Genomic DNA, 13,746 nt, shown 5'->3' on the forward strand with positions numbered 1-13,746 from the left:
GAATCGGAGTGCCGAATCTGGGTAATCCGTTGCGAGACAATCGGTTCGATGCGGACGCGATCCCCGCGAGAAAAGAGTTGACAGGGAGGATTGGGGATCCTACAATGCCGCTCCACCCTTTGCGCGACCGGGAGAAACCGGCCGGGAACCGGCCTTCGCGCCCCGGTGTGGATCGGTCGCGAGGATGGCGAGCGTGCGCGAGGCGGCGACCTGGCGCGGCGGCCGGCGTCGCGGCGGAGGGAGCGCGGCCGAGCGGCCGCGCGGTCCGGGCTTCGGCGGGTCGGCGGAAGCCCGGGGGGCGTGCGGGGAGTTCACGGCTCACCCCCTGCTCCCCGGGAGCCGGCCCGGCGCGGGCGAACGGCGCCGGCGAACACGGATACGATCGAACAGGCCGCTTTCTCGTTCGGAGTCTGTGAATGGAGGTGGACGTCCGCATTTCCACTCTCCCTTGGGCTCACGGCGAATAGGCGGCCTTCTTCTTTTGGGGTGAAGGATCGGGCGGGAAGGCCCGCCGCGCGCTCGCTCGCGTGGACGGCGTCCGGCGGGACCGGCGCCGTCCTCTCGCTTTCTCTTCAAGGAACGCGCGAGGCCGAAACGGCGCGCCCGGCGAGCGCCTCCGGGAAGAAGATCGGGGCCTCGCCCTCGATCCCGCGGTTGTCCCTCCCGCGCGTCGGGCAGTACCCTCGTCACCGGAAGAAGGGAGCGAGCGCCATGTTCAGGCGGTCGGTGCGGATCGGCCTCGACTGGTCGGGAACAAGCGTCAAGGCGGTCCGCGTGGTTCTCTCCGGGGGACGCGCGCGGCTTTCCCACGCGGCGTCGGGCCCCGCGAGGGGAGAAGCCCGCGCCGGGATGGTGCTCCGGAACGCGGGGATCCGAGGGCGCGGCGCCGATCTCCGCGCCTCTCTCCCGGAGGGGGAGATCCACATCCGCGAGATCGACCTCCCGCTCGCGCCCGGAACGGACTGGGCATCCTCGCTCCCCTTCGAGATGCGCCGCCATGCCCCCCTCTCCGCGGAAGTCGATTGGGTGCTCGCGCACGAGGTCACGCGGCGCGACGAGGAGGGAGGACGCCTCTCCGTTCTCGCCGCGATCGCCCCCCGTAAGGAAGCGGAGGAGTCCCTCGCGGCGCTCGAGCGGATGGGCATGCATCCCCGGCGTCTCACTGCCGCGCCGATCGCCGGGATCCGCCACCTTCTCCACGATCCCGCCCTCCGCGAGGAACGAAGCTGCCGGGCTCTCCTCGACGTGGGGGAGAGCGGGAGCTGGCTCGTGATCCGCAAGGAAGGCTCTCCTCTCTATTGCCGGCGTCTCCGGACGGGCGGAAATCGCTTGACGAATGAACTGATGGAGCGCGCGGGGATCGACCGGGAGGAGGCGGAGAACGTGAAGCGGGGGGAAGTCCCTCTCGCCCGCGTGCGCCCCGAATGGCGGGAGAAAGCGCCGACGCTCATCGATCTCGTTCGGGAAAGCGCGCTCTCCCTCGCCGACGAGACCCGCGAGGCGATCGATGGGTTTCGCCGAAAGCACGGGCCGGTGCGCGTGCTGCATCTCGGCGGGGGGGGCGCTCTCCTTTCCGGGATCGACCACCTCCTCGGGCGGCGGCTCGCGCTCGAGACGCACGTGGTCGACCCCTTCGAGAGCCTGGAGCTTCCGCCGCGCTGGAGCGAGAAAGAGAGGAACCTTCTGCGGGGGCAGGCGGCGCGTTTCCTCACGGCGGTCGGCCTCACCGCTTGGTGGGAAGCATGAGCGAGAATCGGTACGATCTCGACTTCCTCCCCGCGGTCCGCCCGGTCGATCGGAGACCAGGCGCAGTTCTTCCCCTCCTGCTTCTGGCGATCGGCGTTCTCTTTCTCGCGGTCGAGAGGCACGAGAGCCGGGAGGCGGCGAATCGTTGGGAGGAGGCGCGGAGGCGCGTCGAGGCGAGGGCCGCGGAGGCGGGGGCCGGATCGGGATCGGAGGGATGGCGCGCCAGGGAACGGGTGGAGGAGCGGGTGGAGCGGGTTCCTTGGAAGGCGCTCCTCGCTCTTCTCGCCGAGGAGCTCCCGCCGGAGGGGAGGATCGAACGGATCGCGTACGACGGGGCGGCGCGCGCCCTTCGGATTGAAGGGAAGGGGAGCGAGGGGACCGGGGCGGCGCTCGCCGGAGCCCTCGCGCGCGATCCACTCGTCGCGCGCTCCTTCCCGACCGTGAGGGAGGAAAAGACCGGGCCCTCGTCCTTCGTCCTTCTCGCCGAGGAGAGGAGGGCCCCATGAGCCGCCCGGAGGTTCTCGCCGCCGCGGGGGCCGTGGTGCTTCTCGCCTTGCAGATCGCCGTCGGGGGGAGCGGTCCCTTCGGTCGGTCGGAGTGGGGAGAGGAGATCGCCCGAAGGGAAGCCGAGGTGCGGGCGCTCGAGGAGGCGCGCGCCCGGGAGAGGGCGGAGAGCCGCCTTCTCGAAGAGTACCTCGCCTCCGCGGGTTCGGCGCTCGCGCCCCGCGGGGTTCTCCCTGAGGAGGGGGTCCCGGGAGCATGGCGGGAGGCGTTCGGACGCTTCGCTCCCGGTCGAGCGGAGTGGAGCGGCGGGGAGCCGATCCGGCTTCGCGTCCGCGGGCGCTTCGCCGACGCGGCGCATCTTCTCGGCGTGATCGACCGAACGCCGGGCCCGCTTCGTATCGACCGCCTCGAGATCGTGCCCGAGGGAGGGGGCGTCGCGCTCACCGTCCAGTTTTCTTCGGTGGCGGAGGGAGGGGCCTGAACATGAGCGCCCGCCTGCCGCGTCCTGCGGTTCTCCTTCTCGCGACGGTCGTCCTCTTCGGCGCGTGGCGCGCCCTCGACGCGGCGCATTTTCGGCGCGAGGCGCTTCCGGAGGTCGATCGCCCGGAAGCCCCTGCGGCCTCCCAGGAGCCCCCGGTCCTCGAGAGAGCCCGCGCGCGCGACCGCATGGCGGAGGAGTGGGCGGAGCGGCCGATCCCGCGCGATCCGTTCCGGGGCTCCGCTCCTTCCGCCCCGCCACCGGCCCCTTCCCCATCGGAGGCGATCCCCCGGATCGCCCGCGCCCTGGGAGAGGGGGAAGGACGGACGATCGTTCTCGCGTTCGGCCGTTCCGAGTCGCGCCCCCTCGCCGCGGGCGGTTCGGATCGGGGCTGGACGGTCCTCTCGATCCAAGAAAGAAAGGCGCTCGTCGAGCACGACGGGGTGATCTACTCCCTCCCGATTCCTTGAGGCGGGGGGAACGGGGATCGGCCGCCCGAGCGATAGAAAAGGAAGTCCGATCGTGCCCGAGAAGAAACCCGCCTGGAAGCTACACGGGACGTAGCTTCCCCTCGCGGGAGGAGGGATCTCCGAAGAACGGCTTCTATCCGATGCGATCAGAAAAGGATCGATGGAGGATCTGACAAAAAACGTGAAGGGTTTTTCCCCAATTCCTGTAGCTTGGAGGGCCCTTTTCGACTGTGAATCAAGTTCGCAGAAAAGGGATCGACGTAACCGGCGACTGGGTAGAGGATTAGATGCGGGCCCGCGACGGGGATCCTGGCACGTCTCTTGTAAAGAGGGTTGCCGCCGGAGGAAGAAGATCCCCTGCCTTCCTTCGTGTCGCGCTTCGTCCTGTGAACCAAATCGTTCGAAAGGGAAACTGCCTAGACTACCCTGGGTTTCCAATGTAGCGTGCACGGGTTGCGCGGGGGACATTTGTTCAGGGCCGTCCGTTCGTGGGCGGCCCTTTTGTGTCGGGGCGGGAGGGGAGTGGGCGGCGCAATCCGGTGAAGGCCCCACGCGCTTCGCCCCGCGCGCGGGTGAGGGAGGGGGGCCGGCGTGAGCGTCCTTGTTCTCGTCAACCCGCGGGCGGGGACCCGCCGCGATCGGCTCATGATCTCGGAGCGGATCGTCTCTCTCCTCGCGCCCGAGGACGTGGCCATCGAGGTGCCCGGGAGCCGGGAGGCGCTTCGCGCGCGCGCGGAGCGGGCCGCCGCTTCGGGCGCTAGGCTCGTCGTGGCGGTCGGAGGGGACGGCACGATCCGAGAGGTCGCCTCCGCGCTTCAGGGGACCGAGACCGCGCTCGGCATCCTTCCGCTCGGGTCGGGGAACGGGCTCGCGCGAGGGCTCGGGATCGGGGTCTCGGCGAGGCGGGCGCTCCGCGTGCTGGCCGAGGGGAAGGACCGCGCGATCGACGTCGGGTACCTGAACGGCGAGCCGTTCTTCAACGTCTCCGGGATCGGCTTCGACGCGGTGGTCGGGGAAGAGTTCAACCGGGGACCGTTTCGGGGGCTTCTCCCGTACTTCGGGATCGCCGCCAGGGAGTCGCTCCAGTACCGACGGGCCGAGGTGAGCCTCCGTCTCCCCGACCGCGAGATCATCGCGCGGGTCTTCCTCGTCACCGTCGCCAACCTGAACCAGTTCGGAGCGGGGGCCATCATCGCGCCGGGCGCGGACCCCTCGGACGGGCTTCTCGATATCGTGGTCGTGCGGAAGCTCTCCGCCTTCGAGCTTCTCCTCTACGCGCCGAAGCTCTTCGACGGATCGGTCCGGGAGCTCTCGAACCTGGAGACCTTGCGGAGCGCTTCCTTCCGGATCGTCCGATCGGAGAGCGGTCCCGTGCACCTCGACGGCGAGCCGTTCCGGTTCGGGCACGTGCTCGACTACTCGATCCGGCCGCGGGCGCTTCGCGTGCGGGTCCCGGCGTGAATCGGCTTTCCCTGGCGCGGCGGCGCGCTCTTTTCTATTCTCATCGCGTGGTTCCCGCTCGGTCCCCCGAGCCGAAGGAGGCGACATGATCATGAGGATTCCGCTCGCTCTCTCTCTTCTTCTCCTCGCGTGCGGAGCGGGAGAGGAGCGGGTCGCGACGAGAAGCGAGCCGGCCGGCGATCTCTTCGTGCACAGCCCGAGGGCGCCGCGCCTCCCGCTCGAGCGCGCGGAGCGGGGCGACCGAGCCCCCGAGCTCCCTCCCGATGCGGTCCTCTGGACGGCGCGCCTCCCGATCGGATCGGACCCGGAGAGCGGCCCCGCGATCCTCGCCGCGACCGACGCCTCGGGCCTTCCGATCGAGAGCCGCATCTGGATCGATCCCATCGGGATCGGGGATTTTCTCTCGGCCGAACCGGTTCCGCTCGAACCGGATTCGACAAGCGAGGGGTACTTCTGGACCGATGCGGCTTCGTTCGCCTTCCCGGTCGCCGGAGCTTCGGGGACGGCGGAGGGGAGCGCCTCCTTCCGTCTTCTCCTCGAGATCGGCAAAACCGGAGGGCGTGTCCGTCTCTATCCGGCCGAGACGAGGACCGGGGTCTTCCCTCGCGGCGGGACGCGTTTTCTTTTATACGACAACGATCGAAACGGGATCTATGATCATGCGGACCGGCTCGTGATCGACGCGAACGGCGACGGGACCTTCGACGGGAACCGGAACAGCATCGAGCTCTACGCGATGGACGAGCCGTTCCTTCTCGGGGATGCGTCCTACCGCATCGCATCGGTCGCGTGGGACGGATCCTCGGTCGTGCTGGCCCGGAGCTCCGAGGAGGCGGAGGCACGCCGCGCCCTCCTTCCCGGAGACCCCGCCCCCGACTTCACCCTTCCGCGCACGGACGGCGAGCCGATCCGCTTCGCCGAGGCGCGCGCCGGACGGCCGACGCTTCTCTCCTACTGGGCGACGTGGTGAGGAGGATGCGTTGAGGAGGCTCCTCAACTCGCACGACTGGCCGAACGATTCGCCTCCGAAGGGCTCGTTCTCTTCTCGGTGAGCTACGACGACTCCGCCGCGCATGTGGAACGCTTCTTCCGCGAAAAGGGCTTCTCCTATTCGGTCGTGATGGACGATCGGGAGAAGGGAGCGACGGGAAAGCCGTATCAGGTCGGGGCGATCCCGACCCTCTTCTTCATCGATCGGGAGGGGAAGATCGTCGAGAAGATCGTCGGGTACGAGCCGGCCGAGGCGGCGAAGCTCGAGGCGCGGGTCGCCGCCCTTCTGACAAGGTGACAGGCCCCCTACGGATTCAGGGTGTCTGTCCCCCACTCAGGATCGGGCGTCCGCGGCCTATTTCTTCTTCCGCGAGGGGGCGCTCCGCGCGCGCACGGTCTCCCCGTCCGCCTCCAGGACGATCTTTTTCACCTCAAGGTTCTCGAGCAGATAGAGGGAAACGGGGCGGAGGACGAGGTCCTCGACCGTTCGGGTGAGCTGGTGCGCGCCGGTGCGCGTGCTGAACCCCCGCTCGGCGACGAGGCGGACCACCTTGGGGTCCACGACAAGCGAGACCCCGCGCCGCGCGAGGCGCTCGCGGATCGATTCGATCTCGATCTCGGCGATCGCGCGCACCGACTCGGGGGTGAGGGGGTCGAAGTAGAGGACCGCGTCGAACGCGTGGAGAAAGTCGGCGGCGAAGAAACTCTCCGTCGCCTGCTGAATCGCGCGGCGCTGCATCTCGATCGTCTTCGTGCTCTCGCTCTCGAGAAACCCGACCGTCTTCTGCTCTTCCTCCTGAAAGAGGTTGTCCGAGTTCGCGATCACCACCACCGTCGTCGCGGCGAACGAGATGTGGCGCCCCTCCTCGTCGGTGATCCTCCCTTCCTTGAGGAGCTGGAGGAGGATCGGTCCGACCTTCGGGTTCGCCTTCTCGATCCCGTCGACGAGGAAGACCGCGTTGGGCCGCCGCTCGATGAGCGCCGCGAGGACCCCCTTCACGCCGGGCGTCCCGCGCGTCCCGAGGAGCTTCTGCGCCGCGTCGTCCCCGGTGAACTGCGCCATGTCGAGGTGGAGAAGATGGTCGAGGTTCCCGTACAGCTCGATCGCGAGGCGCCGGGCGAGCTGGTTCTTTCCGACCCCTGAGGGGCCGATGAAGAGGAACGAGCCGTCCGGTCGTTCCGGGTGGGAGGAGAGCCCGACCTTCGCCACGCGGAGAACGTCCGCCACGCGGCGCACGACCTCGCACTGCCCCTTGATGCACGCAGAGAGGCTCTCCTCGAGGCGGATGAGATAGCCCCCCGCCCGGTCGTAGAGCTTCTCCATCGGGATGCCGAGGCGGCGGCTCACGGTCTCCCCGACGACCTCCGCGTTCACCGCGCGCGGCTTTCGTCTCTCGCCCCGCGCGCGCACGACCTCGGCGGCGCACGCCTCGTCGAGGACCTCGAGCGCCTTCCCGGGGAGCACGCGCGAGCGAAGATAGTAACTCGAAAGGTCGATCGCCTTGTCCACCGCGTTCGCCGTGATCTCGATCGAGTGGAACCGCTCGAGCTTCCCGCGCACGAGGCGGAGGATCTTCCGCGCGAGGTCGGGAGAAGGTTCCGCCACCTGGATCGGGACGAGGTTCGACTCGATCCAGGGGTGCTCGAAGACCGCCCTCTGGTAGGCCCACTCCGAGATCGAGGCGATGATCTGGAGCTGCGGCTGGCGCGAAGCGACCTCGAGGAGAGCGGAGGCGCCCCCGAACCCGCCGTCCGTTCGGCCGAGGAAGTTCTCGAGTTGGTTGAAGTAGAGGATCACGTCCTCGCGGCCCACCGCCTCCTTGATCGCGTGGAAGAGCACCCGCTCGAAATCTCCCGGGTCTTGAATGTACGGCATCACGCTCGGCAGCGTGATCTCGAGGATGTGCTTCGCGCGAAGGTTCGGCGCGACGTTGCCGTGGGCCATCAGCTCGGCGAGCCGAAGAACCATCGTCCGCTTCCCGACCCCCACCGGTCCGTGGAGGAGCACGTTGTGGTTCGAGCGTTTCTGGAGGGTCTCGAGGAGACGGGTGACCTCGGACTTCCAGGGGACAAGCGAGCTGACGCGCCGCTCGTGGGAGAGGTGGCTGAGATCGGTCGAGATGTGGGAGAGGATCGAGAGAGGCGTCTCTTCGGTCTCCGCGGCCTCCGGCGGTCCGGTTTCCGGATCGTTCATCGGGGGTCCTTTCGTGAGGGTCCTCGCCGAGAATAGGAACCGGGGCGTCCCCTGTCAACCCGCCCGGGCGTTCGTTTCCTGAACAGCGTATCGGTTGTTGAGCACCTTTTCTCGCGTCCGTTCGGCCTCGTGGACGCCGCGCGATCGGCCGGCCGCGGGAGCGCGTGCGCGCGGCCCGCGCGGCCTCCCCGGCGCTCTCGCGCGCGTCGAGGGGTGGCACGCCTTATGCGACCCGGCGGGGCGAAGGGAAACGGCCGCTCGGTCGATCATCGGAGAAGCGGGGGGAAGCGGGAGCCCTCCCCCCGGGAGGCCCTGCATGCGCATGCGACGGCGGACCGCGGCGTCCGCTCTCCTCGTTCTCCTCGCGCTTCCCCTCGCGGGATGCGCTCCGTCGGTCTTTGTCCGGCGGGGACAGGACGCCGAGGAGGAGCGCCCGATCGAGAACGCCGCGGTTCTTCTCTTTCGAAAACAGGTTGCGGGATGTCCTCCGCATCTCGACGAGCTCGCCACCGACGCGTTCAGTTTAGAGCTAAAGAAATACTTCCCCGCTCTCGTCGACCGCTATCAGGTGGCGGCGTTCCTTCGCGCGCGCGGCATTCCGGAAGCCGAGGCGACCGCGCCGCACGTTCTGCGGGCGATCGGAGAGGAGCTCGGGGCGGACGGCCTCTTCGTGGGGACGGTCACCGGGTACGGCGAGACGCGAAGCTTCCTCGGATGGAACGAGCGTCCCCACTTCTTCATGGAGTGTCGTCTTCTTTCGACGAGGGAAGGGCGGGTTCTGCTCGCGGGACGGGCGTCGATCACCGAGAGCGTTCCCCTTCCGGTCGAGGACACGAAGCAGATGGCGGTCTACGGCGTGCGGAGCCTGATCGCCCGCATGCGGCTCGACGAGCGCCTCGGGCCTCCGGTCCTGACGCGGGAAGACCCGGCCTGGAGACGCGCGATGCGGGCGTACGAGCGCCGCCGGTTCTGGGAGGCGGCGGAGGCGTTCGGCGCGATCGTCGCCGGCTTCCGGCCGGGGGACCTTCGCGAGGAGGCGCGCCTTTACCAGGCGCGCTCCCTCGAGGAGCTCGGCTTCGAGGAGACGGCGCGCGCGGTCTACGAGGGGATGCGCGCGGGCCCCTTCGCTGCCGCGGCGCTCGTCCGCCTCGCCGAGCGGGCCCTTCGAGCGGGGGAGGGGGAGACCGTTCTCCGTCTCGCCGACGAGATCGCGGCGCGCTTTCCCGGCTCGCCCGAGGAAGGAGCCGCCCGCTATCTCGGCGGGTCCGCGCTCGCGCGCGCCGGACGAACCCGCGAGGCGATCGCCTTGTTCGCGGCGGTGCCGGAAGAGAGCGCGTGGCGCCGCTTCGCACGGTACGCGCTCGCCGAGGCGCATCTTCGCGCGGGGGACGAGAGCGCCGCCCGCGCGGCGCTCGAGGAGGCGGGGGCGCCGGGCGGGGGAACCGAATCGGAACGCCGCCTGAGGGGCCGTGCGCTTCTCGCGCTCGGGGATCTTCATCATCGGGCGGGGCGGCTTGAGGAGGCGGACGCCTGCTTCGCCCGCGTGGAAGGCGAGGAGGAGGCCCGCGCCTCCCTCGCGCGCGGGTGGGTCGCCGCCGAGCGGGACCGTTTCGGGGAGGCGATCGAGCTCCTCGCGGCGGCTCGGGTCTCGGAGGACCCGCGTCTCGCCGCCGAGGCGCTTCTTCTCGACGGCTCGTGCCGGGCGCGCCTCGGGCTCTGGAGCGAGGCGGCGGCCGTCTTTCGGGAGGCGCTCGCGGCGTGCGCCGCCTGGGAAGCGGCGGGGGCGCGCGGGGCGGACCTCGCCCGCGAGCGCGGGGAGGCACTTCGGGAGCTTTCCCAGGAGATCAAGGCGCACGAGGGGGCGGTCCTCGGTCTTCTCCCCGCGGGGGACGCGGGCGGGGAGAGCGCTCTGCGGGCCCTTCGAAGACGACACGAGACGCTCACCCTCCGCGTGGAGCGGATCGAGGCGAGCGTACCGCGCGCCGGGGATCCGGAGAGCGAGACGGCCGCCCGGGCGGCGATTCGGGAGAGGGCCGACTTCTCGCTCGCCCAGGCGCTCTTCGAGAGCGGCCGGGGGGAGACCCGGGAAACGGCGGCGCTCGGCGGCGCGGGAGGAAACCGATGAGGAGGCTCGTTCTCGCCCTCTCGCTTCTCGCGGCGGCCGCGCCCGGCCTCGCGGAGACGGGGGAGCCTTCCCTCGATCGCGTGATCCTTGCGGATCGAACGGTTCGTGTCGGAAGGATCCTCTCGCTCGACGCGACCGACCTTGCGATCCGCGAGGACTTTCGGAGCGCGAGCCGCCTTCTCCCGCTCGCGGAGGTGCGCGAGATCCATTGGTCGGACGGCTCGGTCCGCCTCTTCCATCCGATCGAGAACGCGGATCCGAACGCCCCCGACCTCTCCGCGACGCCGCTCCGCTCCTCTCCGCATATCCGTCCGGAAGATCTCGTCCTCACGCGGGGGGAGGTCGTTCGCAACGCGATCCCGCGCGGCATCCTCGCCGGGACCGTCGCGACCTTCTGCACGACCGACGCCGACGGGAAGAAGATCGCCTTCGCCACGGGCTTTCTTCTTCAGTTCGGCATCTCTCTCGCTTTGGGGTGGTGAACGATGCGGCGCGGAATCTTCTTCATGTGGAAAGGAACCGGCGCGACGTGCCTCGCGCTCGCTCTTCTCGCCGGGTTCGCTCCGGGCGCGGCGGCCGAGAAAGGCGCCGGTCGGGACAGGGAGGCGCGGGAGGCGTCGATCGCTTCGTTCGAGGCGCTCCTCGCGCGGTATCCGGAGAGCGCGATGCGCGCCCCCGTTCTCCTCCTCCTCGGCGATCTCTACGCGGAGCGGGAGAAGGCCCGGTATCTCGAGGCGGCCCTCTGCCACGAGGAGGCGCTCGCCGCCGGACGCTCCGCCCCGCCTCCGGTTCTCGATTACGGAGAGGCGATCCGCGCGTTCGAGGAGGTCGCGCGCTCGGGCGCCGACTTCCCGGGGAGCGTCGAGGCGCTCCACGCGCTCGGGGTCTGCCACGACGAGATGGGGCGGGCGGATGAGGCGGAGCGGGCGCTTCTCGAGGCGACGGCTCTCGCTTCCGAACCGGCCCTTCGCGCCGCCTCGCTCCTTCGGCTCGGCGAGCTCCGCTTCTCCCGCGGGAACTGGGAGGGGGCGCGGGAGGCGTTCGAGGCGGCCGAGGAAACGGGCGTGGACGCCGGGGCGATGAAGCTCGACTACCGGATCGGGTGGTGCCGCCTGAAACAAGGCGCCCTCCCCGAGGCGGGGGAGCGATTCGAGGCCGCGCTCGCGCGCGCGCTCCAAGGGGATCTCGCGGGGCGCCCGGAGGAGAGCCTCTCCGAGATCCTTCGATCGCTCGCCCTCGTGCAGGTCGAGACCGATCCGGGCGATCTCGACGGCTTCGCGATGCGCTTTCCGGAGGGGAGCCTCCGGCGCGCGGCGCTCGTCGAGCTCGGGGAGGCCCTTCTCGAGCACGACCGGCCCGCCCCGGCGGAGCGGGCGTTCCGGAGCGCGCTTCGGATGGACGCAGGCGCGTCCGACGCTCCGGATGTTCACGATCGAATGATTGAAGCATTGAGCGCAGGCGAGCGGAAGCGGGAGGCGGGGATGGAGATGGAGGATTTCGTGCGGCGCTACGCCCCGGGCGGGGAATGGTGGGAGGCGGCGAGGCCGGAGGGGGACCGGGCGGACGCCGTGCGGGGGAAGATCGAGAGGAACACGTGGAACGCCGCGCTCCTCCGCTTCGAGACGGGGACGGAGGAGGATCTCCGCGCGGCCGCGCGTCTCTTCGAGGAGCACGCGGACACGCAGGGGGGCGCGCACAAGACGGCGCGGGCCCTCCTCTTCGCCGCCGAGTCGCGGGCGCGTCTCGGCGAGAACGAGAAGAGCCTCGCGCTCCTCGAGCGGATCGATGCGGGAGAGCTCCCCGAGGAGGAGAGGGAGCACGCGCTCCGGGGCGCGGTCCTCGCGCATCGGAGCCTCGGGCGGACCGACGAGGGGCTCGCGCGGGCCGCGATCCGGTACGCGGAGGCGTATCCGGAATCGGAGGAAGCGCGGAAGGCGCTCCTCGTCGCCGCGGAGCGGGAGGAGACGGCCGGGCGTCTCTCCTCGGCGTTCGCTCTCTCTGCGCGGGCGGCGGAAGGGGCAGCCCCGCCTCTCCGCGGAGAGGCGGAGGCCAGGGCGGCGCGTCTCGCGGCGGCGAGGGAGGAGAAAGGGGCGGCCGAGGAGTGGTTCCTCCGCGCCGCCGCCTCCGCCGAGAACGACGCGGACCGAAAGGATCGCCTCGAGCGGGCCGCGGCGAGCGCGTTTCTCGCGGCGGGGGATCTTGAGGCCGAGGGGGATGCCGCCGGGGCGGCCGACGGGTACGCTCGCGTCGTCCGCGCGTACCGATCGACCGCGGTCGCGGCGGACGCTCTTCTTCGCGAGACGGCGTGCCGCGCCCTGTTCGACGAGCGGGAGAAGGTCCTCGCGCTCGCCGACACGGCCGCCGTTCAGGGCGCGGGGAGCGAGGAGACGCGCGCCGGGCTCGCGGCGGCGGCCCAGGGCGCCGCGCGCGCCGGCCGGGACTCCCTCGCCGCGCGGCTCTACGAGCGCGCGGTCCGGGTGCTCCCACGGGCCGAGGATCTCCTCGGCGCCGGGGAAGCCTTCGAGCGCGCGGGGGAGAGGGAGGCGGCGCGCGCCTCCCTCGAGCAGGCGGCGGCGGTCGGTGCGGGGACGCCGCTCGCGGCGGAAGCCCTCTATCGCTTGGGCCTCGTCTACGCGGGGGACGGAGAGAACGGGCGCGCCGCGCAGGCGTTCGACCGGGCCCGGGAGGAGGGAGAGGACCGGCCGATCGAGCTTCTCGCGCGCGCCGGGAGCGCGTGGCTCGCCGCCGGCGACGAGGCCCGGGCGGCGGACCGCCTCTCCCGAGCGGTCCGCGCGTCCGAGTCGGAGGGCGCCTCCGGCCAAGAAGAGGAGGCGCACGCGGCGCGGGCCTTCATCGATTATTCACGGGTCAAGGAAAAAACCTGGACCGAGGAGGTCGCCCGCTGGCGCCGCGGAGGATCGGGCGAAAAGGCGGGCCGTCTTCTCGAGGAGCGGATCGATCTCTACCGCCGGGCGATCGCCCTCCGCTTCGAGGGGACGACCGAGACGGCGGCGCGCGAGGCGGCGGAGGTTTTCGAGGTCTACGGCAGGACCGCTCTCCTCCGCGAGATCGAGGCGGGCCGCGCCGCCTCCGCCTCTCTCGCCGAGCCGTTCTACGCGGACGCCGCGGTTCTTTTTCGATCCGCGGGGGAAGAGGGACGCCGGCTCTCTCTCTACGCGAGCCTCGCGGACACGCTGATCCGCCGGGCGGATGAGGATGCGCGCGCGGCGGCGCTCCCCCTCGCGGGCCTCCCGGCCGATCCGGAGGCGCGCGCCGAGGCGATCGGCGCCGCTCTTCAGGCGATCGAACGGTGCGACGAGAAGTGGAGCGTGGCGGCGGATCTTCTCCGGCGGCAGGAGTCGATCGAGGGGCCGCACACGCGGAGCGCGAACCGGGCGGCGCTCGCGCTCCGGGCGTCCGCCTCGCTCGAGGAGGGCGCCGCGCTCCTCCGGGAGGCTCCCGAGCCGGGCGACCTCGCGGGGGAGGACCTCGTTCTCTACCGCGGGCTCGTCGAGGAGAAGGCGCGCGCCTTCGAGGCGCGGGCGGCCGAGTGGCTCCTCTCGCTCCCGGACGCGTCCCCGGAAGTCGTTCCCGCGGACCTCTCCCTTCGCGGGGGAGAGGAGGCGGGACGCCGCGAAGGAGAGAACCGATGAGAACGCTTCTCCTCGTCCCGCTTCTTCTCGCTCTCGTCTCTCCTCTCCGCGCCGCCTCCCCCGGCTCGCCGGAGGAGACGACGCGCCGGCAAACGATCGACCTCGAAACCCTCACGATCGAGGGG

The 13,746-nt window shown here is 70.8% G+C and carries 11 protein-coding genes; 10 read left to right on the forward strand and 1 reads right to left on the reverse strand.

The window, feature by feature from the left end:
• Positions 1–711: 711 nt before the first annotated feature.
• The 7 genes from pilM to FJY73_03630 all read left to right on the forward strand — a co-directional run bounded on the left by pilM (position 712) and on the right by FJY73_03630 (position 5,947).
• Positions 712–1,746 carry a pilus assembly protein PilM gene (gene pilM, locus FJY73_03600; protein MBM3319743.1) on the forward strand — a complete coding sequence of 345 codons (1,035 nt, stop codon included), beginning with the start codon at positions 712–714 and terminating at the stop codon, positions 1,744–1,746.
• The gene (locus tag FJY73_03605; GenBank protein ID MBM3319744.1) at positions 1,743–2,252 is read left to right on the forward strand and encodes a hypothetical protein; all 510 of its coding nucleotides are present in this window, start codon (positions 1,743–1,745) and stop codon (positions 2,250–2,252) included. Before pilM ends, FJY73_03605 begins: the two co-directional genes overlap by 4 nt.
• On the forward strand, positions 2,249–2,731 hold the full coding sequence (locus FJY73_03610; GenBank protein ID MBM3319745.1) for a hypothetical protein: 483 nt from the start codon (positions 2,249–2,251) through the stop codon (positions 2,729–2,731). Before FJY73_03605 ends, FJY73_03610 begins: the two co-directional genes overlap by 4 nt.
• Before the next feature lie 2 nt (positions 2,732–2,733).
• A complete protein-coding gene (locus FJY73_03615; GenBank protein ID MBM3319746.1) occupies positions 2,734–3,198 on the forward strand; it encodes a hypothetical protein in 465 nt (154 codons plus the stop codon).
• 591 nt (positions 3,199–3,789) lie between these two features.
• On the forward strand, positions 3,790–4,659 hold the full coding sequence (locus FJY73_03620) for a YegS/Rv2252/BmrU family lipid kinase (GenBank protein ID MBM3319747.1): 870 nt from the start codon (positions 3,790–3,792) through the stop codon (positions 4,657–4,659).
• Positions 4,660–4,744: 85 nt separating this feature from the next.
• Positions 4,745–5,629, forward strand: coding sequence for a hypothetical protein (locus FJY73_03625; GenBank protein MBM3319748.1), 885 nt, complete (start codon positions 4,745–4,747; stop codon positions 5,627–5,629).
• A gap of 36 nt (positions 5,630–5,665) precedes the next feature.
• Positions 5,666–5,947: a TlpA family protein disulfide reductase gene (locus tag FJY73_03630; protein ID MBM3319749.1), complete on the forward strand. Its 282-nt coding sequence runs from the start codon at positions 5,666–5,668 to the stop codon at positions 5,945–5,947.
• A gap of 57 nt (positions 5,948–6,004) precedes the next feature.
• Here the strand turns inward: FJY73_03630 and FJY73_03635 are convergent, their stop codons facing one another.
• Positions 6,005–7,843, reverse strand: coding sequence for an ATP-dependent Clp protease ATP-binding subunit (locus FJY73_03635; GenBank protein ID MBM3319750.1), 1,839 nt, complete (start codon positions 7,841–7,843; stop codon positions 6,005–6,007).
• 316 nt (positions 7,844–8,159) lie between these two features.
• Here FJY73_03635 and FJY73_03640 point away from each other — a divergent pair, with 316 nt between their 5' ends.
• From FJY73_03640 to FJY73_03650, 3 genes are read left to right on the forward strand one after another with little or no spacing between them, the layout of a single operon-like run.
• Positions 8,160–9,968 carry a tetratricopeptide repeat protein gene (locus FJY73_03640; protein MBM3319751.1) on the forward strand — a complete coding sequence of 603 codons (1,809 nt, stop codon included), beginning with the start codon at positions 8,160–8,162 and terminating at the stop codon, positions 9,966–9,968.
• On the forward strand, positions 9,965–10,450 hold the full coding sequence (locus FJY73_03645) for a hypothetical protein (GenBank protein MBM3319752.1): 486 nt from the start codon (positions 9,965–9,967) through the stop codon (positions 10,448–10,450). The genes FJY73_03640 and FJY73_03645 overlap by 4 nt, the downstream gene beginning before the upstream one ends.
• Positions 10,451–10,453: 3 nt before the next feature.
• Entirely contained in the window at positions 10,454–13,621 is a 3,168-nt protein-coding gene (locus FJY73_03650) for a tetratricopeptide repeat protein (GenBank protein ID MBM3319753.1), read from the forward strand.
• Positions 13,622–13,746: the final 125 nt, after the last annotated feature.

The sequence above is a fragment of the Candidatus Eisenbacteria bacterium genome (assembly GCA_016867715.1).
In the GTDB taxonomy this organism is placed as follows: domain Bacteria; phylum Orphanbacterota; class Orphanbacteria; order Orphanbacterales; family Orphanbacteraceae; genus VGIW01.

Excerpts from the sequence above, each read along its gene's own strand:
- FJY73_03615 (MBM3319746.1), top strand. The coding sequence starts at position 2,734 with ATGAGCGCCCGCCTGCCGCGTCCTGCGGTTCTCCTTCTCGCGACGGTC.
- FJY73_03640 (MBM3319751.1), top strand. The coding sequence starts at position 8,160 with ATGCGCATGCGACGGCGGACCGCGGCGTCCGCTCTCCTCGTTCTCCTC.
- FJY73_03605 (MBM3319744.1), top strand. The coding sequence starts at position 1,743 with ATGAGCGAGAATCGGTACGATCTCGACTTCCTCCCCGCGGTCCGCCCG.
- FJY73_03645 (MBM3319752.1), top strand. The coding sequence starts at position 9,965 with ATGAGGAGGCTCGTTCTCGCCCTCTCGCTTCTCGCGGCGGCCGCGCCC.
- FJY73_03650 (MBM3319753.1), top strand. The coding sequence starts at position 10,454 with ATGCGGCGCGGAATCTTCTTCATGTGGAAAGGAACCGGCGCGACGTGC.
- pilM (MBM3319743.1), top strand. The coding sequence starts at position 712 with ATGTTCAGGCGGTCGGTGCGGATCGGCCTCGACTGGTCGGGAACAAGC.
- FJY73_03625 (MBM3319748.1), top strand. The coding sequence starts at position 4,745 with ATGATCATGAGGATTCCGCTCGCTCTCTCTCTTCTTCTCCTCGCGTGC.
- FJY73_03635 (MBM3319750.1), bottom strand. The coding sequence starts at position 7,843 with ATGAACGATCCGGAAACCGGACCGCCGGAGGCCGCGGAGACCGAAGAG.
- FJY73_03610 (MBM3319745.1), top strand. The coding sequence starts at position 2,249 with ATGAGCCGCCCGGAGGTTCTCGCCGCCGCGGGGGCCGTGGTGCTTCTC.